This is a genomic window from Phyllobacterium sp., from assembly GCF_037994425.1.
Classification (GTDB): Bacteria; Pseudomonadota; Alphaproteobacteria; order Rhizobiales; family Rhizobiaceae; genus Phyllobacterium.
Genome location: NZ_JBBNAM010000361.1, coordinates 1 through 17,354, shown reverse-complemented (window position 1 = coordinate 17,354; position 17,354 = coordinate 1). Strand labels below are relative to the sequence as shown.

General features: G+C 59.4%; 14 protein-coding genes and 1 riboswitch. Of the genes, 3 read left to right on the top strand and 11 right to left on the bottom strand.

Annotated elements, in window-relative coordinates; translation table 11 throughout:
* Nucleotides 1-58: 58 nt before the first annotated feature.
* A riboswitch (glycine riboswitch) is annotated at nucleotides 59-145 on the bottom strand.
* 104 nt (nucleotides 146-249) lie between these two features.
* Both AAAB35_RS23935 and ilvD read left to right on the top strand, forming a co-directional pair.
* The gene (locus tag AAAB35_RS23935) at nucleotides 250-486 is read left to right on the top strand and encodes an Lrp/AsnC ligand binding domain-containing protein (protein ID WP_340670798.1); all 237 of its coding nucleotides are present in this window, start codon (nucleotides 250-252) and stop codon (nucleotides 484-486) included.
* 164 nt (nucleotides 487-650) lie between these two features.
* Nucleotides 651-2,504: a dihydroxy-acid dehydratase gene (gene ilvD / locus AAAB35_RS23930; RefSeq protein WP_340670797.1), complete on the top strand. Its 1,854-nt coding sequence runs from the start codon at nucleotides 651-653 to the stop codon at nucleotides 2,502-2,504.
* A gap of 62 nt (nucleotides 2,505-2,566) precedes the next feature.
* Here the strand turns inward: ilvD and AAAB35_RS23925 are convergent, their stop codons facing one another.
* The 8 genes from AAAB35_RS23925 to AAAB35_RS23890 are packed head-to-tail and all read right to left on the bottom strand — an operon-like array spanning nucleotide 2,567 to nucleotide 10,960.
* Nucleotides 2,567-3,553, bottom strand: coding sequence for an ABC transporter substrate-binding protein (locus AAAB35_RS23925; RefSeq protein WP_340670796.1), 987 nt, complete (start codon nucleotides 3,551-3,553; stop codon nucleotides 2,567-2,569).
* Nucleotides 3,554-3,575: 22 nt separating this feature from the next.
* Entirely contained in the window at nucleotides 3,576-4,676 is a 1,101-nt protein-coding gene (locus AAAB35_RS23920; RefSeq protein ID WP_340670795.1) for an ABC transporter permease, read from the bottom strand.
* Nucleotides 4,673-5,548: an ABC transporter permease gene (locus AAAB35_RS23915; protein ID WP_340670793.1), complete on the bottom strand. Its 876-nt coding sequence runs from the start codon at nucleotides 5,546-5,548 to the stop codon at nucleotides 4,673-4,675. Before AAAB35_RS23915 ends, AAAB35_RS23920 begins: the two co-directional genes overlap by 4 nt.
* Entirely contained in the window at nucleotides 5,545-6,003 is a 459-nt protein-coding gene (locus AAAB35_RS23910; RefSeq protein WP_340670792.1) for a GNAT family N-acetyltransferase, read from the bottom strand. The genes AAAB35_RS23915 and AAAB35_RS23910 overlap by 4 nt, the downstream gene beginning before the upstream one ends.
* A gap of 19 nt (nucleotides 6,004-6,022) precedes the next feature.
* Nucleotides 6,023-6,862 carry an ABC transporter ATP-binding protein gene (locus AAAB35_RS23905; RefSeq protein ID WP_340670790.1) on the bottom strand — a complete coding sequence of 280 codons (840 nt, stop codon included), beginning with the start codon at nucleotides 6,860-6,862 and terminating at the stop codon, nucleotides 6,023-6,025.
* Nucleotides 6,862-8,316 (bottom strand): dihydropyrimidinase, encoded by a 1,455-nt coding sequence (hydA, locus tag AAAB35_RS23900; protein WP_340670789.1) that lies wholly within the window; start codon nucleotides 8,314-8,316, stop codon nucleotides 6,862-6,864. Before hydA ends, AAAB35_RS23905 begins: the two co-directional genes overlap by 1 nt.
* Nucleotides 8,317-8,375: 59 nt before the next feature.
* Complete coding sequence (locus AAAB35_RS23895) at nucleotides 8,376-9,623, bottom strand: Zn-dependent hydrolase (RefSeq protein WP_340670787.1); 1,248 nt, start codon at nucleotides 9,621-9,623, stop codon at nucleotides 8,376-8,378.
* Nucleotides 9,624-9,634: 11 nt separating this feature from the next.
* Nucleotides 9,635-10,960, bottom strand: coding sequence for an aspartate aminotransferase family protein (locus AAAB35_RS23890; RefSeq protein ID WP_340670786.1), 1,326 nt, complete (start codon nucleotides 10,958-10,960; stop codon nucleotides 9,635-9,637).
* Nucleotides 10,961-11,177: 217 nt separating this feature from the next.
* On the opposite strand from AAAB35_RS23890, the gene rutR reads away from it, so the two are divergent.
* Entirely contained in the window at nucleotides 11,178-11,831 is a 654-nt protein-coding gene (gene rutR, locus AAAB35_RS23885) for an HTH-type transcriptional regulator RutR (RefSeq protein ID WP_340670785.1), read from the top strand.
* A gap of 33 nt (nucleotides 11,832-11,864) precedes the next feature.
* Here rutR and preA read toward each other — a convergent pair whose 3' ends face one another.
* The 3 genes from preA to AAAB35_RS23870 form a co-directional block, all read right to left on the bottom strand.
* The gene (gene preA / locus AAAB35_RS23880) at nucleotides 11,865-13,175 is read right to left on the bottom strand and encodes an NAD-dependent dihydropyrimidine dehydrogenase subunit PreA (protein WP_340670783.1); all 1,311 of its coding nucleotides are present in this window, start codon (nucleotides 13,173-13,175) and stop codon (nucleotides 11,865-11,867) included.
* A gap of 11 nt (nucleotides 13,176-13,186) precedes the next feature.
* Nucleotides 13,187-14,641 carry an NAD(P)-dependent oxidoreductase gene (locus AAAB35_RS23875; protein WP_340670782.1) on the bottom strand — a complete coding sequence of 485 codons (1,455 nt, stop codon included), beginning with the start codon at nucleotides 14,639-14,641 and terminating at the stop codon, nucleotides 13,187-13,189.
* 208 nt (nucleotides 14,642-14,849) lie between these two features.
* On the bottom strand, nucleotides 14,850-17,354 hold a 2,505-nt coding region (locus AAAB35_RS23870), incomplete at its 5' end, for an efflux RND transporter permease subunit (RefSeq protein WP_340670780.1).

Sequence of the window (17,354 nt, the reverse complement as noted above, 5' to 3'; positions counted from 1 at the left end):
GGGCTTTCTCCTTCGGTGGGTGAGGCCTTCGAACGGCATCACCACTCTCCAGATGTCCGACGCTAGTCTGGTCCTTTTGCCTGAGAGTTTCCGGGGCGGTTGCTCCATCGGCGCCGGTCTTACCGGTCTCTCCCAGATAGCCTGTGCGAACGGGCTGCTTATATCGCAGTTGCGAGAAGAGAACAACTGGCTAAGCAAGCGCGGACCCATTATGTTGATCTCACCATTTCAGACCACCGGAGCAGATAAATGAAACCCGTCTTCCTGCAGCTGCAGTGCTTTCCCGGCAAGACCTACGAGGTCGCGGCTGCCCTATACGAACGCGAGATTGTGTCGGAGCTATACTCGACAAGCGGCGATTATGACTTGCTGGCCAAGATCTACATCGCCGAGGACAAGGATGTCGGCAAATTCATCAACGACAACGTACTGGACATCCCGGGAATCGCTCGTTCCCTGACGACGATGACCTTCACAGCGTTTTGATCGGGATGCCCGAGACATCACGTCCCGTTTCGGGCAGAGATGAACTTCACTATGAAATAAATGCAACAATTTGCACTCTTCCAGGAAACAAATGCCATTTTGCCATTGGCGCTGTTTCTCTATAGAAATGCTTTCCTCGTCTATCACCATCAGGATTATCGCAAATGCCTCCCTATCGTTCACGTACAACCACACATGGCCGCAACATGGCTGGTGCCCGCGGGCTCTGGCGCGCGACCGGAATGAAGGATGAGGATTTCGGCAAGCCGATTATTGCAGTGGTCAACTCCTTTACGCAGTTCGTGCCCGGCCACGTGCATCTGAAGGATCTCGGCCAGCTTGTTGCGTGTGAAATCGAAAGCGCGGGCGGCGTCGCCAAGGAATTCAACACGATCGCCGTAGACGACGGCATCGCCATGGGCCATGACGGCATGCTCTATTCGCTGCCTTCACGCGAGATCATTGCCGACAGCGTCGAATACATGGTCAATGCGCACTGCGCCGATGCGATGGTGTGCATCTCCAATTGCGACAAGATCACGCCAGGCATGTTGATGGCGGCGTTGCGCCTGAATATCCCGGTGGTTTTCGTCTCCGGCGGCCCGATGGAAGCAGGTAAGGTCGTCTGGGAAGACAAGGAAAAGAAACTCGATCTCGTCGATGCGATGGTCGCGGCGGCCGATGACCGCATTTCTGACGAGGAAGTGCAGGTTATCGAACGCTCGGCCTGCCCGACCTGTGGCTCTTGCTCCGGCATGTTCACCGCCAATTCGATGAACTGCCTGACTGAAGCACTTGGACTGTCGCTTCCCGGTAACGGTTCGACATTGGCGACCCACGCGGACCGCCGCCGCCTCTTCGTCGAGGCGGGGCACCTCGTCGTCGATCTCGCGCGCCGCTACTACGAGCAGGACGACGAGACCGCGCTGCCGCGCGCGATTGCCTCGTTCGCCGCCTTCGAAAATGCAATGACTCTCGACATCGCCATGGGCGGTTCGACCAACACGGTCCTGCACCTGCTTGCCGCCGCGCATGAAGCCGAAGTGGATTTCACCATGAGTGACATCGACCGGCTCTCCCGCCGTGTGCCAGTGCTGTGCAAGGTCGCCCCCGCCGTTGCCAACGTTCACATGGAAGACGTGCACCATGCCGGTGGCATCATGGGCATTCTAGGCGAACTAGATCGAGCGGGCCTCATCGATACGTCCGTCTATTCAGTTCATTCGGCGAATCTCGGCGCGGCGCTCGACCGTTGGGATATATCACGCACCTCGAACAAGTCGGTGCATGACTTCTTCAGAGCAGCCCCTGGCGGTGTTCCGACGCAGGTCGCATTCAGCCAAGAACGCCGCTTCGATTCAGTCGATCTCGATCGTGAGAAGGGTGTGATCCGGAGCGCTGAACACGCCTATTCAAAGGACGGCGGACTCGCCGTGCTTTACGGCAATCTTGCCGAAGACGGTTGCATCGTGAAGACGGCTGGCGTCGATGATTCGATCCTGAAATTCTCCGGCCCGGCACGCATTTTCGAGAGCCAGGATAGTGCCGTGCTCGGCATTCTGAATGGCGGTGTGAAGCCTGGAGACATCGTGCTGATCCGCTATGAAGGACCGCGCGGCGGTCCCGGCATGCAGGAAATGCTTTATCCGACGAGCTATCTCAAATCAAAGGGTCTAGGCAAGGCTTGCGCGCTGATCACCGACGGGCGTTTCTCCGGCGGCTCTTCCGGTCTTTCGATCGGCCACGTGTCGCCGGAAGCAGCCGAGGGTGGATTGATCGGCCTCGTTGAGGAGGGCGATATAATCGATATCGATATTCCGAATCGCAAAATCCATCTGGCGATAGACGATGCGGTCCTTGCGGATCGTCGCGCTCATATGGAAGCCAAGGGCGCCGCTGCCTGGAAGCCGGCCGAAAAGCGCAAACGCAAGGTGACGACGGCGCTGCGCGCCTACGGGGCCATGGCGACAAGCGCGGCACGCGGTGCGGTGCGGCAAATTCCCGACGAATGGAATTAGTCAGCTGACGAATAAAAAAGGCGGGGCAAACACCCCGCCTTTTTGTTTTCTGAAGGGAACTACTACTTCGCGGCGTCCGTGATCTTTGTGGTCCACGCCCCCTCGGGCTTCTTGGTGATCACAGGATCGGAACCGCCACCGAGCAGCGTTTCGACGGTGCGATCAGCCGCGGCCACATCAAGGACGCCCGTAGAACCCTCCGTCAGTTTGTTGATTTCTGCGACCATGCGCTTCTGATGCTTTTCGGTCTGAGCGCCGCTCGCATCATTGTCGAGCACGATCGTTGCCGCTTCGTCAGGATTGGCGCGGGTATATTCCCAGCCTTTCATAGAGGCCTTGACGAAACGGGCGAGCTTGTCGACCATCTTCGGATCGTCGAGGCTCTTCTGAAGGACGTACAGGCCGTCTTCAAGCGTTGCGACGCCCTCATCCTCATACTTGAATGTGACGAGCTGATCCGCCGGAATGCCGGCGTCGATAACCTGCCAATATTCGTTATAGGTCATGGTCGAGATGCAGTCAGCCTGCTTCTGGATCAGCGGATCGACATTGAAGCCCTGCTTGAGAACCGTCACGCCATTGGGGCCACCATCGGTCTTGAGGCCGAGATGGTTCATCCAGGAAAGGAAAGGATACTCATTACCGCCGAACCAGACGCCGAGCGTCTTGCCCTTGAAATCCTCGGGTTTGGTAATGCCGGTCTCCTTGCGGCAGGTCAGCATCATGCCCGAGCGCTTGAACGGCTGGGCAATATTGACGAGTGGCAGGCCCTTCTCGCGCGTTGCAAGCGCCGAAGGCATCCAGTCGATAACCACGTCAGCGCCACCGCCGGCAATGACCTGGGGAGGAGCGACGTCCGGTCCGCCCGGCTTGATTTCGACGTCCAGACCGGCTTCCTCGTAAAACCCCTTGTCCTTTGCGACATAATAGCCGGCAAACTGACCTTGCGTTACCCATTTGAGCTGCAGAACAAGCTTGTCCGCGGCAAGCGCCGAGCTTGCCGTCAAGGCCATGGCGAGGCCGAGGGAAAGTGCTATCGTTTTCTTCATGCTTCAGTTCTCCTCTTGTTTGTTATGATCGGTAGGACGGGTGCCAGAAGGTGACGGCCCGTTCAATGAGCGTAATCAGGCCGTAGGATAGAGATCCGGCAAGTGCCGCAACGAAGATTTCGGCCCACACCATATCGACGTTCATGCGGCCAACCTCGGCCGATATGCGAAAGCCCATGCCGACGATCGGCGATCCAAAGAATTCGGCGACGATAGCGCCGATGAGCGCGAGCGTCGAATTGATCTTCAGCGCATTGAAGATGAACGGCATCGCCGCAGGAAGACGCAGCTTCACAAGGGTCTGCCAGTAATTCGAGCCATAGGTGCGCATCAGGTCGCGTTCCATTGTGCCGGAGGCGGCAAGCCCGGCAACGGTATTTACCAGCATGGGAAAGAAGGTCATGATAACGACAACTGCGGCTTTCGATTCCCAATAAGAGCCGAACCACATGACCATGATCGGAGCAATGCCAACCACTGGCAATGCCGCAACGAGATTACCGATCGGGAGCAGGCCCTTGCGCAGGAATGGCACGCGGTCGACGATGATGGCAGCAATGAAGCCGGAACCGCAGCCGATGGAATAACCGGCAATTGCGGCTTTCAAGAACGTCTGCTGAAAATCCGCCCACAGAGTCGGTACCGAGCCCGCAATGCGAGCAGCGATCATTGAAGGCGGAGGCAAGAGGATCGTCGGAACGCCGAAGCCGCGCACGACGATCTCCCATAGGATAAGCAGCCAACCGCCGAACAACACGGGCAGGGCGAGGTTGACGAAACGCTGTGCCTCGGGCGATCTCAGACGCAACCCCGCAAGACGCTGCACGGCAAGCCAGGCGAGCAACCAGGCGGATACGACCATGCACCAATAGCCGATCGCCGGACCACTTACCGTGAACCGGCCGAGAAGGGAGATCAGGCAGGCTGCGGCGACATGAACGAGGACCAGTAGCGTAATCAGCGAGGTGGTCGATGCCGCGACGAAGAGGGCAACCGCCGCGGCTGCGAACAAGATGGCCGGCGTTGCAAAGAACAGAATGCCGGGACCATCAGCGCCCGTCGGCAGCACCAGCGATGCGGCCGCAAGACTGAAGGCGATGATGGCGAGCGGTGACCGCTTCATGCCCGCACTCCCATTCTTCGGTTGACCAGGTTGGCGATCAAACCGATGAGGCTGACGAGGATGGCCGCCATCAGCGCCGCCGCGATCAACGCCGCCCAGATTTGCACGGTCTGCCCGTAATAGGAGCCAGCAAGTAGTCGGGCCCCGATGCCGGCTACTGCACCTGTCGGCAATTCACCAACGATGGCGCCGACAAGACTGATGGCGACAGCGATCTTCATGGATGTGAAGAGGTAGGGCATGGACGCCGGCCAGCGCAACTTCCAGAAAACCTGCATCTTTGATGCGTTATAGGTCCGCATCAAATCGAGATGCATGATTTCCGGCGAGCGCAGACCCTTCACCATGCCAACAGCGACTGGAAAGAATGAGAGGTAGGTAGAGATCATTGCCTTTGGCAAAAGGCCGGTGATGTTCACAGCGTTCAGAACCACGATGATCATCGGCGCAATCGCCAGGATCGGCACGGTCTGCGAGGTGATGATCCATGGCATCAGGCTCTTGTCGAGAGTCCGCGAGTGGACAATAGCGATCGCCAGCAAGATGCCGAGGAGGGTCCCAAGCGCAAATCCGAGCAGCGTCGAGGAGAGCGTCACCCATCCGTGATAGACAAGGCTGCGCTTCGATGTCGGGCTGATGTCGAACACCGTCTTGCGGATCTCTGCCGCTACCTGATGCGGCGCAGGCAGGACTGGACGTTCCTGTGCCATGGTATTGGCAATGAGTTGCCGTGTCGAAAGGGTCGTATTCGCGCGCGCAGCCTGATCGCGCTCGAATGGCGCGTTGAGAATGACGGCGAAACCGTACCAAAGCACCAGAATGGCCAGAAGAACAGTTGAGACGGGAATGACGCTATTGCGGATGAAGTTCATGCGATCGAGCCCGCCTCGTCTTGCCGCCAGACATAGAGAATATCCGGCAGATGCTCCTCGTTATCGCCTTCGGTACGCCTGACTTCCGTAAATCCCTCATGCTTGTAGAACGCCTGGGCTGCCCGGTTAGCGACGAAAGTCCAGAGTTGCACAGGACCCGTTGCCTCATGCTTGGCACGGTCGAGCAGCGCCTTGCCGACGCCCTGCCCGCGCGCCTCCGCATGCACGTAGAGGGCGCTTACGACGTTGTCCGGTGCCAAAGCGACCATGCCGGCGATCTGGTCGTCGCGATCCGCTACGAACACCTCGAAGCGCTCAAACACCGTATCGCGATAAAACTCCGCCACTTCCTCGGGCGCATGCACGCGGGGCATCCAGTCAGTTGCGTCGATCCATGTGTTGACGATGTCCGCGCAGGCCGCCATGTCGCGCAGCTTGGCCGCTCGGATGATCATCAATCGCTCCCATCCGGCGTCATAGATGCGCCTCGTCATAGGAATGGCCATGACGCAGGCCCTCACGCACCCGGTGGGCAATCTCAAGGAATTTCGATGTTTCGCGGATATCGAGTGTGCGTTCGCTGCCCAGATCGCAGTCGATGATTTCGTGTATCCGGCCGGGCCTCGGGCTCATCACGACGATTTTCGTCGAGAGAAAAACCGCCTCTGGGATGGAATGGGTGACGAAGATCACGGTCTTCTTTGTCTTCGCCCAAAGTTTGAGAAGCTCCTCATTGAGATGATCCCGAACGATCTCATCGAGCGCACCGAACGGCTCATCCATCAGGAGCAGGTGCGGATCGAAGGAAAGCGCACGCGCGATGGAGGCGCGCTGCTGCATACCGCCCGATAGTTGCCATGGGAACTTCTTCTCGAAGCCGGACAGGTTTACGAGTTCGAGATTCTTCGCAATGCGCTCCTTGCGTTCATCGCGTGGTACGCCCATGACCTCGAGCGGCAGCGATACATTGCCGCCGATCGTGCGCCAGGGATAAAGCGCCGCTGCCTGAAATACATAGCCGTAAGCGCGCTTCTGGCGGGCCTCGGAAGGCGACATGCCATTAACGGTAATCGATCCCGATGTCGGCTGTTCCAGATCGGCGATCACGCGCAGAAGTGTGGTCTTGCCACAACCCGACGGACCGATGAAGGACACGAACTCGCCGGCATGGACAGCGAGGTTGATACTGGAAAGAGCGTTGACCGGTCCATCATTGGTCTGGAAGACCAAGGACAGGTCCTTGACGTCAATGACATTCGTAGGTGCCGCTTCGGACATCGTCTTCGCCTTGGGCATTAGGGCGACGACTGTCATCAGACGCCTGCCGGAATGTTCTTCGGATCGCGTTGCACCTTACGCGGTGCCGTCAATTCCTTCCAAGTGGAAAGTGCGCGATTGGCCGGCGCGTTGGCTTCACGCTCGACGAAGCGGCCACTGCCTGTCGGAGCGATCACTTCGCCGTCCTTGTAGGCGATGCTCCCCCGCGAAAGGGTCATGCGCGGCAGGCCTGTTACCTCGAAACCCTCGAATACATTGTAGTCAATGGCGGATTTCTGCGTTTTCGCCGATATGACCTTGGTTGCCTCGGGGTCCCAGATGACAATATCCGCGTCGGAGCCCGGCAGGATCGCGCCCTTCTTCGGATAGATGTTGAGGATCTGCGCTATGTTGGTCGAGGTGACGGCAACGAATTCGTTCGGCGTCAACCGGCCGGTGCGAACGCCGCGGGTCCAGAGCACTGGCATGCGGTCTTCAAGCCCGCCAGTACCATTCGGAATCTTGGTGAAATCACCAACACCAAACCGCTTCTGCTCGGTGGTGAAGGCGCAGTGATCGGTTGCGACCACCTGCAGGCTGCCCGATGCAAGGCCCGCCCAAAGTCCGTTCTGGTTGATCTTGTCGCGGAAGGGAGGAGACATGACGCGGCGCGCCGCATAGTCCCAGTCCTCGTTCTTGTACTCGCTTTCATCGAGTACCAGGTGCTGGATGAGCGGCTCGCCAAAAACACGTATTCCCTTCTGGCGGGCGCGGCGGATTGCCTCGTGCGCCTGCTCACAGGAGACGTGGACGATATAGAGCGGAACGCCAGCCTGGTCCGCGATCATGATGGCGCGATTGGCGGCCTCGCCTTCGACTTCCGGCGGGCGGGAGTAAGCGTGGGCCTCGGGCCCATTATTGCCTTCCGCCAGGAGCTTCTGCTGGAGTTGGGCCACGACATCGCCATTCTCGGCATGGACGAGCGGCATGGCCCCGATCTCGGCGCAGCGCATGAACGACGCGAACATCTCGTCGTCGTCCACCATCAGCGCGCCCTTATAGGCCATGAAATGCTTGAAAGTATTGATCCCGCGCTCGACCACCTTCGGCATCTCGTCGAAGATTTGCTTGTTCCAGCTCGTAATCGCCATGTGGAAGGAGTAGTCGGTTCGTGCCTTGCCGGCCTTCTGGAACCAGTCCTGCAGCGCTGCGAGCAGTCCATCCGCGCCCGGCAGGACGAAGTCGACCACCATCGTCGTGCCGCCGGCGAGCGCCGCCGCGGTGCCCGTGTCGAAATCATCCGAAGAATGGGTGCCCATGAAGGGCATTTCAAGGTGGGTGTGCGGGTCGATGCCGCCAGGCATCAGATAGCATCCAGTAGCGTCGATGATCTCATCGCCGGAAAGGTCCGGACCGATCGCCGCGACCGTGTCGCCATCGATCAGCACATCCGCCTTGTAGGTGCGATCCGCGGCGATGATGGTGCCGCCCTTGATCACTTTCGTAGCCATGTGTCCGTTCCCCTTTTTGGTCTTTTGCCGAACATGTTGCTGAATCTTGGGTTAGCCGTTCAGGATTGTAACTCCGCAGTCTCCAGCACCGCATGCAGCAGCACGTCGGCGCCGGCTGTCGCCCATTCCTTTGAGATGTCCTCGTCCTCATTGTGGCTGAGACCATCGACGCAAGGGCACATGACCATTGCCGTCGGCGCGACACGGTTGATCCAGCACGCATCGTGCCCCGCTCCCGAGACTATATTGCGATGACTATAGCCAAGCCGCTCGGCGGCGTTGCGTACCGCCGTCACGCAGCCCTCGTTGAAGGTGACCGGGTCGAAATGGCCAGCCTCCCCGATCAGGATTTCCAGGCCGAGTTCCTTTGCGATGGTGGCAGCCTTGGCCTCGATTTCTGCCTTCATGGCATTCAGCGTGGCGATATCCGGCGAGCGGATATCGACCGTGAATACGACCCTCCCAGGAATAACGTTGCGCGAGTTCGGATAAACATCGACATGTCCGATAGCGCCGACCGCGCTCGGCTGGTGCGCCATCGCGACCGTGTGAACTAGCTCGGTGATGCGCGCCATGCCGAGTCCTGCGTTCTTGCGCATGGGCATGGGCGTCGAGCCGGTGTGGCTTTCCTTCCCGGTCAGCGTGATCTGCAGCCACCAAAGGCCCTGCCCGTGGGTGACGACGCCGATATCCTTGCCCTCTACCTCGAGAATAGGGCCTTGCTCGATGTGCAGTTCGAAGAGCGCATGGATCTTGCGGGCGCCGACTGTCTCGTCACCCTTCCAGCCGATGCGCTCCAGTTCATCGCCAAACTTCTTGCCCTTCGCATCCTCGCGCTGATAGGCCCATTCCTGTTCGTGAATGCCGGCAAAGACGCCCGAAGCGAGCATGGCAGGTGCAAAGCGCGTGCCTTCCTCGTTCGTCCAGTTGACGACGACGATGGGATGCCGCGTCTTGAGGTTGAGGTCATTCAATGTCCGCACGAGTTCGAGCCCCCCGAGGACGCCGAGCACCCCATCGAACTTCCCGCCGGTCGGCTGGGTATCGAGATGGCTGCCCACATAGACGGGCAGTGCATCCGGATCCGTGCCGGGGCGCGTGAAGAACATGTTGCCCATCGTATCGAGGCCCATCGTCAGGCGGGCCTTCTCGCACCAGGACTGGAACAGGCGGCGGCCCTCGCCGTCCTCATCGGTCAGGGTCTGGCGATTATTGCCGCCGCGCAACCCCGGCCCGATCTTGGCCATTTCCATCAGACTGTCCCAGAGACGGTCGCCATTGATCCTGAGATTTCCTGTGAGCGTCATTGGAGGGCCTCTTATGCCAGATTTTTCAGAACGTCGGCTAGCGTATCGAAAAGATGTTCGATCTGACCCTTGCTGATGATCAGCGGCGGCGACAGGGCGATGATATCGCCGGTCGTACGGACCAGCAGGCCTTTTTCATAGGCGTCGAGGAACGCCTGGAAACCGCGCTTGGTCGGCGCTCCGTCCATCGGCTCGAGCTCGACCGCGCCGATCAGTCCGAGATTGCGGATGTCGACCACATGCGGCAAGCCCTTGAGCGCATGCAGGGCGTCGGCCCAATAATCCGCGAGATCGGCCGCACGGGTCATCAGGCCCTCGTCCTCGTAGGTATCGAGCGTCGCCAGAGCGGCGGCGCAGGCCACCGGATGTCCCGAATAGGTGTATCCGTGGAAGAGCTCGATCATGTTTTCCGGGCCGGTCATGAAGGCCTCGTAGATTTGTCGCGTGGCAAAGACCGCGCCCATCGGGATGACACCGCTGGTGAGGCCTTTAGCAGCGGTAACGAGATCGGGCACGACGCCGTAATAGTCGACGGCAAACGGGGTGCCGAGCCGGCCGAAACCGGTAATGACCTCATCGAAGATCAGGAGAATGTCATGCTTGCTGCAGATTTCGCGCAGGCGTTTCAGGTAGCCCTTCGGCGGAATCAGCACACCCGCTGAACCCGCTACCGGCTCGACGATGACGGCGGCAATGTTGGAAGCATCGTGCAAAGCGATGACTCTTTCGAGATCATCGGCAAATTCGACGCCAAACTCCGGCTCGCCGCGCGTGAATGCGTTGCGCGCGGGATCGTGCGTATGGCGGATGTGATCGACGCCGCCCAGCGCGTTGCCGAACATCTTGCGATTGCCCGAAATGCCGCCAACCGAAATGCCGCCGAACCCGACGCCATGATAGCCGCGCTCACGGCCGATGAGCTTCACCTTGGTGCCATTGCCCTTGGCGCGGTGATAGGCGATCGCAATCTTGAGCGCCGTATCGACCGATTCCGAACCTGAATTCGTAAAGAATACATGATCGATCGGCGCGGGCAGCATGGCGGCGAGGCGGGCGGCGAGTTCGAATACCTTGGGGTGCCCCATCTGGAAGGCCGGAGCGTAGTCGAGTTCAGCAATTTGCTTCTGCACGGCCTCGATGATTTTCGGGCGGGCATGGCCGGCGTTGCAACACCAGAGACCCGCAGTGCCATCGAGGATTTCACGCCCGTCATGCGATTTGAAGTGCATGTCCTTGGCGCTCACAAGCAGGCGGGGGTTTTGCTTGAACTGCCGGTTTGCCGTGAATGGCATCCAGTACGCGTCGAGATTATTAGTCCCCATTGCCGCCTTGGACATGTGACTGGCCTCCTGATTGCAGGTGGCCCATTTTTTGGGCCGATCGTTTTTTTGTTCCCGTTTGACTGCGCCTCTGGCACAATCAAAAACTTGACTACTTGGTCAAAATGCAGGCTAGAAGAGCACAGGAAAGCGGTCAAGCGCTTTGTCGGGTTTTCCGGTCGTGGCAAGCGGCGGCGGACCTGTCATCTTGTCGCGGTGAAAGGGAGAGCGGTGCATGGCGAGAGCTGCAAAGACGAGCGCAAGTGACGTTCCCGAAAAGACGACGCGGATTCAGGAAATCAACCGCCGCCTGATACTCGACGCGGCGCTCGATGCGTTTTCGACATATGGCTTTCGCGGCACGACGATCGATCAGATCGCCGAAAAGGCCGGCATGTCGAAGCCCAACCTCCTTTACTACTTTCCGCGCAAACAGAACATCTACGTAACCCTTCTCGAAGAGACATTGGCGGAATGGCTCGCGCCGCTTGCCGATATCGACCCAGACGGGGACCCGATCGAACAACTGCGCAAATACATCACCCTCAAGATCAATATGTCAGAGAGCCACCCAGAGGCGTCGCGGCTGTTTGCCAACGAAGTATTGCACGGTGCCCCGGCAATCAGCGACTTCCTCAGTGCACACTTGAAACCTCTTGTTGACGAAAAGGCGGCCGTCATTCGCCGCTGGGTGGGGGAAGGCAAGCTCGCACCCGTGGACCCCTACCACCTAATTTTCATGATCTGGGCCACGACCCAGCACTATGCGGATTTCGACGTCCAGGTCCGGGCAATCATGGGCGGCCAGGTCGGCCGGCCGGGTTTTCGCGAACAAACGGCGCAGGCTGTCCTCAGCATCATCCTCAACGGCATCAAGCCGCGCGGCTAGCTTCCAAACCAGCCCGTACTAGATAAATACGACTTACTCTGCGGCGACCCTTGCCATGGGATTGTTCGGATGGGTCGTCCAGTTGGCGTAGTCCGGCTTGATCGGCAGCTTCGTGCGTGGATCGACGCCCGAAGTCATCGGCACCATGCTGATGCAATTGTCGACCGGGCAGACATTAACACAGAGGTTGCAACCGACGCATTCCTCGTCGATCACTTCGAAGTGCCGGGCCCCATCGACCATCGACGTGATGGCCTGGTGCGAAGTGTCCTCGCAAGCGATATAGCAACGACCGCACTTGATGCAGAGTTCCTGGTCGATCTGCGCCTTTGTTATGTAATTGAGGTTGAGATACTGCCAATCCGAGACGTTCGGCACGGCAAGGCCGCGAAAATCCTCAATCGTACGGAAGCCGCGCGAATCCATCCAGTCGGAGAGGCCCGAGATCATTTCCTGCACGATCTTGAAACCATACGTCATGGCCGCGGTGCAGACCTGCACATTGCCGCAGCCAAGCGCAATATATTCTGCGGCGTCGCGCCAGTTGGTGATACCGCCAATGCCAGAGATCGGCAGGCCCCGCGTCTCGCCGTCGCGAGCGATCTCCGCCACCATGTTGAGCGCAATCGGCTTTACCGCCGGACCGCAATAGCCGCCGTGTGACCCACGCCCGTCGATGGACGGAATCGGTGCGAAATTATCGAGATCAACAGACACAATGGAGTTGATCGTATTGATGAGCGAAACGGCGTCGGTTCCACCCGCCTTCGCAGCGCGCGCCGGCTTGCGGATATCGGCGATATTCGGTGTCAGCTTGGTGATCACCGGCATCCGCGTGTACTGCTTGCACCAGCGCACGACCATTTCGATATATTCCGGCACCTGGCCGACGGCAGACCCCATGCCCCGCTCGGACATGCCGTGCGGGCAGCCGAAGTTCAACTCGATGCCATCGGCGCCAGTCGCCTCGACAAGCGGCAGGATCGCCTTCCACGACGCCTCTTCACAAGGCACCATGATCGATGCGATGAGCGCGCGATCGGGCCACTTCTTCTTCATCTCCGTCATTTCCCGAAGGTTCACCTCAAGCGGACGGTCGGTGATGAGTTCGATATTGTTAAACCCGAGCAGACGGCGGTCCGGCCCGTGGATCGCGCCATAGCGCGGACCATTGACATTGACGACCGGCGGCCCCTCCTCACCGAGGGTCTTCCAAACGACGCCGCCCCAACCGGCCCTGAATGCGCGCTCGACATTGTAGGCCTTATCCGTCGGGGGCGCCGATGCCAGCCAGAACGGATTTGGCGATTTGATACCAAGGAAATTCGTCGATAGATCAGCCATGTCGATCTCCTTCAGCCGGCAACGTGACGCGGGTGACTGGGTTTGTGCGCCTTGTCCGGAGACTTGGCATTGTCGGCCATCACCGCCTCGACGAAACCGGCTACCTTCTCCGGCTTCTGCATCAATGCACGGTGAATTGATTCTGCAGCAATCTTGCCGTCCTGAACCGCCGCAACGGTCAGATCCTCACCATCCGCAACACAATCCCCGCCTGCCCAAATTCCCGGGATCGAGGTTCTCCCTTCCTCATCGACACTGATGCGCCCACGCGAAAGAGCTATTCCTGCTTCTACAAGAATGGTTTCGGCCGGTGCCTGACCGATCGCCTTGAAAATCTGATCGCTGGCGAGCGAGATACTTTCGCCGGTCACGCCGAGCCGGCCGTCATTAATGGCCGTATAGTCGAGCGTAATGCCGCAGACTTCGCCATGCTCGTTACGGGTCAATGCCCGCGGCTGCAGCCAGTGGCGGATGATGACGCCGTTTTTAAGCGCGAGTTCCTGCTCGTAGGCGCTGGCATTCATGTTATCCGGACCACGGCGGTAGGCAATGATGACATTTTCGGCGCCGAGAAGCTTGGTCTGCACGGCCACGTCGATGGCGGTCATGCCGCCGCCGATGACAACCACATCGCGACCCACGGCGATCTCCGACAGATCGTCGCTCTGGCGCAGGACCGAAATATAGTCGACCGCATCGATACAGCCCGCCGCGTCCTCGCCTTCAAGGCCGAGTTCATTGACATCCGGCAGGCCGATGCCGAGAAAAACGGCATCGAACCCGGCCCGGAGCGCATCGAGACTAATGTCGCGGCCCAGCGCCTTGTCGTTCTGAACGGTGATACCGCCGATCTCGAGAATGAAATCCAGTTCTTTCTGCGCAAAGTCGTCAAGCGTCTTATAAGCGGCGATACCATATTCGTTGAGACCGCCCGCCTTTGGCCGCGCTTCGAAGATCGTCACGTCGTGGCCATGCATCGACAGCCGATGCGCAGCGGCGAGGCCGGCCGGCCCAGCTCCGACAACGGCAACGGATTTGCCAGTTGGTTCGACGCGCGTGAAGGGATGTTTGCCGTTCGCCATCAAATGGTCGGTGGCGTAGCGCTGCAACAGCCCGATCTTGACTGGTTTGCCTTCAGCGACTTCCCGCACGCAAGCCTGTTCGCAGAGGGTTTCAGTTGGACAGACACGGGCGCACATGCCGCCGAGAATATTCTCAGAAAGAATCGTCTTGGCCGACCCTGTGGGGTTGTCAGCGGTAATTTCGCGGATGAAGAGCGGTATATCGATGCCGGTGGGGCACGCATTCATGCAAGGCGCGTCGTAGCAAAAATAGCACCGATCCGCTTCGACGAAGGCTTCATGACGGGACAGCGGTGGATGGAGGTCAGAAAAAACGTCCGTATAGGCCTCGGAAGCAAGGCGCCCGGCCCTTACGTCACGGATTCCAGAATCGATCGATCCCATGAAATCGCATCTCCTCTTCTTGGCCGCGTCCGGTTCCCGTGGATCGCTGCCATTGTGTTGGGCCGGTTCGTCCGACTCCTCAACGAAAGAATGCCATATTTTGACAGAAGGTCAAATTTTTTATCAAACGGTCAATATTTTCTCGAACATCCTCCTCGACGCTTGTTCTCGCCGAGAACGGGCGTCGGTGTACCCCCGGCGGCGCTATCTATTCGGCGGCGAGACGCGGTCGTGAATCGACTTCGAGCAGTTCGCGATGAAGCCGCGCCTCTTCTTCCACCTTCGGTTTGGAGAAGCGTGCGAGCAACAAATAGGCGACAGGTGTCAGGAACAGCGTCGACGCCGTGGCGAGACCAAGCCCGCCGACGATCACCCATCCGAGCGCTATACGTGCTTCCGCTCCCGCACCGCTGGCAAGGACAAGCGGTACGCCGCCGAGGATGGCGCAAAGCATCGTCATGACCACGGGACGCAAGCGAATGTTCGAAGCCTCTTCGATGGCTTCGCGCACGCCCTTCCCCTGGTCGCGCAGGTGGTTGGCGAACTCCACGATCAGAATGCCGTTTTTGGCCATGATGCCAACGAGCAGCACCAAGCCGATCTGGCTATAGACGTTCATGCTTGTCCCGGTCATCACCATCGCAAAAACCGCGCAGGCAAGGCCGAGCGGCACGGTCGCCATGACGATGATCGCGCTGATGAACCCCTCGAACTGCGCAGCAAGGACGAGCAGGATGATCAAGAGGGCAAAGCCGAACGTCACCGTCATGCTCGCCGAATTTTCACCGAGCGTCGCCGCCTCCGCCAGGGGAATAAGGCGGTAACCGGGCGGAAGGAGTGGCGCCGCCACCTGCTGGGCGACCTTATAGGCATCGCCAAGCGCAAAATCCGAGCGAAGGCCAGCGGTAATTGCCACCGAGCGCATCTGCTGTTCACGAGTGAGCGCTGGCGGAACCGCAACCTCCTTGAGCGTCGCGATGGTCGACATCGGCACGAAACGCCCGTCGCCGGTGCGCAGGAAAACGTTCTCCAGGTCCGTCGGATCGTTGATCGGGTTGATGGTCGCAACGAGTTTGACGTCGAAGCTGCGGTCCTCGATATAGACCGACCCGACCTTGTAGCCGTCGAGCACTGACTGGAGCGCCTCGGCAAGTCCGCTGATATCGATACGGAGATCGGAGGCGCGCTCGCGGTCGATCGAAACGGCAAGCTGCGGCTGGGTCGGCTCGTTGGTCAGGCGAGGTCGATCGAAACGAGGGTCCTTCTCGAGTTCCGATACGATTTTGGCCGCCGTGGTTCCAAGCTCGGCGTAGCTGCTGCCGACGACCGCAAATTGCAGGCCGTTGCCGGCACCGCGAATGCCCAGCGAATTCGGTTGCGCGGCAAAGACCTGGATGCCCGGGATATTGCGCACAAGGCGCGATACGTCGGCGACGATTTCCTGCTGGCTCCTTTGCCGCTCCTTCCACTTGGCGAGACTGAGCACCATGAAACCGCGATTGGTATTGCCATTCTGACCGGCGATCGAGAAGGTGTTCTCGATCTCACCTGCATCGCGCAGCGGTTGAATAAGCGCTTCGATCTTGCGCATTTCGTCGCTGAGATATTCGAGGCTGACCCCCTGTGGCGCCGTTATGCGCAGGAAAGCCGCCGCCCTGTCCTCGGTTGGCGTCAATTCTTGCTTCAGCAAGGAAAATGCGCCGAATGCAGCGCCTGCGAACAGGATGGAAACGATGACGACGATCCACGGCGCCGCGAGGCAGGCATGAAGGATGCGCGCATACAGGCCGCCAAACCAGTTGCCGACGCGCCCGACGACGCCTGGCGCGTGAGCCACTTCTTCATGACGTGCTTCACTCGCGCTCAATAGCCGCGACGCGAGCATGGGACAGAGCGTCAAGGCGACGACTGCCGAAAGAAGTACGCAGATGGCGAGAACGAAGCCGAACTCGCGGAAAAGTCCGCCGGTTTGACCGGGAAGGAAGGAGAGCGGCACGAACACCGCCGCCAACGTTACCGTGGTTGCGATGACGGCAAAGAACACTTCCTGCGTGCCGAGCACCGCGGCGGCCCGCGGCCCCATGCCCTGGTTACGGCGGCGTACAATGTTCTCAAGGACGACGATGGCATCGTCCACGACGAGGCCAGTGGCAAGAACGAGGGCAAGCAGCGTCAGGATGTTGATCGAGAACCCGGCAAGATAGATGGCCGAGATCGTGCCGATCAGCGCAACCGGCATGCTGACAGCTGGGATCAGCGTCGCGCGGAAGTCCCATAGGAACAGATAGATGATCAGAATGATGATCAGGACCGAGGCGCCGAGCGCAATCTCGACCTCGTGCACGGCGCCATTGATGAAATCGGCATCGTCGCTGGTCACCCGTATGTCGACACCCTTCGGCAGGGTCTTCTGCAGCTCGGCCACCGCGGCGCGGACGCCCTTGGAGATATCGAGCGTGTTCGATTGCGCCTGGCGGATAATGCCAAGACCGATGCCGGTCTTGCCGTTGGCGCGCAGCGAGGAGGTGCCGATATCCGGGCCGAGAGTGACTGTCGCCACGTCGCGGATGCGCGTCTGACCCTTGATGATGATGTTCTCAAAATCTTCGGGAGTCGTCACCGGCGCCTGGGCACGCACAACAATGCTTTGATCATTGCTGTTGAGCTGGCCTGCCGGCGTGTCGAAGGCCATCGTGTTGAGCGCATTGCGGAT

Excerpts from the sequence above, each read along its gene's own strand:
- AAAB35_RS23935 (WP_340670798.1), top strand. The coding sequence starts at position 250 with ATGAAACCCGTCTTCCTGCAGCTGCAGTGCTTTCCCGGCAAGACCTAC.
- ilvD (WP_340670797.1), top strand. The coding sequence starts at position 651 with ATGCCTCCCTATCGTTCACGTACAACCACACATGGCCGCAACATGGCT.
- AAAB35_RS23925 (WP_340670796.1), bottom strand. The coding sequence starts at position 3,553 with ATGAAGAAAACGATAGCACTTTCCCTCGGCCTCGCCATGGCCTTGACG.
- AAAB35_RS23920 (WP_340670795.1), bottom strand. The coding sequence starts at position 4,676 with ATGAAGCGGTCACCGCTCGCCATCATCGCCTTCAGTCTTGCGGCCGCA.
- AAAB35_RS23915 (WP_340670793.1), bottom strand. The coding sequence starts at position 5,548 with ATGAACTTCATCCGCAATAGCGTCATTCCCGTCTCAACTGTTCTTCTG.
- AAAB35_RS23910 (WP_340670792.1), bottom strand. The coding sequence starts at position 6,003 with ATGATCATCCGAGCGGCCAAGCTGCGCGACATGGCGGCCTGCGCGGAC.
- AAAB35_RS23905 (WP_340670790.1), bottom strand. The coding sequence starts at position 6,862 with ATGACAGTCGTCGCCCTAATGCCCAAGGCGAAGACGATGTCCGAAGCG.
- hydA (WP_340670789.1), bottom strand. The coding sequence starts at position 8,316 with ATGGCTACGAAAGTGATCAAGGGCGGCACCATCATCGCCGCGGATCGC.
- AAAB35_RS23895 (WP_340670787.1), bottom strand. The coding sequence starts at position 9,623 with ATGACGCTCACAGGAAATCTCAGGATCAATGGCGACCGTCTCTGGGAC.
- AAAB35_RS23890 (WP_340670786.1), bottom strand. The coding sequence starts at position 10,960 with ATGTCCAAGGCGGCAATGGGGACTAATAATCTCGACGCGTACTGGATG.
- rutR (WP_340670785.1), top strand. The coding sequence starts at position 11,178 with ATGGCGAGAGCTGCAAAGACGAGCGCAAGTGACGTTCCCGAAAAGACG.
- preA (WP_340670783.1), bottom strand. The coding sequence starts at position 13,175 with ATGGCTGATCTATCGACGAATTTCCTTGGTATCAAATCGCCAAATCCG.
- AAAB35_RS23875 (WP_340670782.1), bottom strand. The coding sequence starts at position 14,641 with ATGGGATCGATCGATTCTGGAATCCGTGACGTAAGGGCCGGGCGCCTT.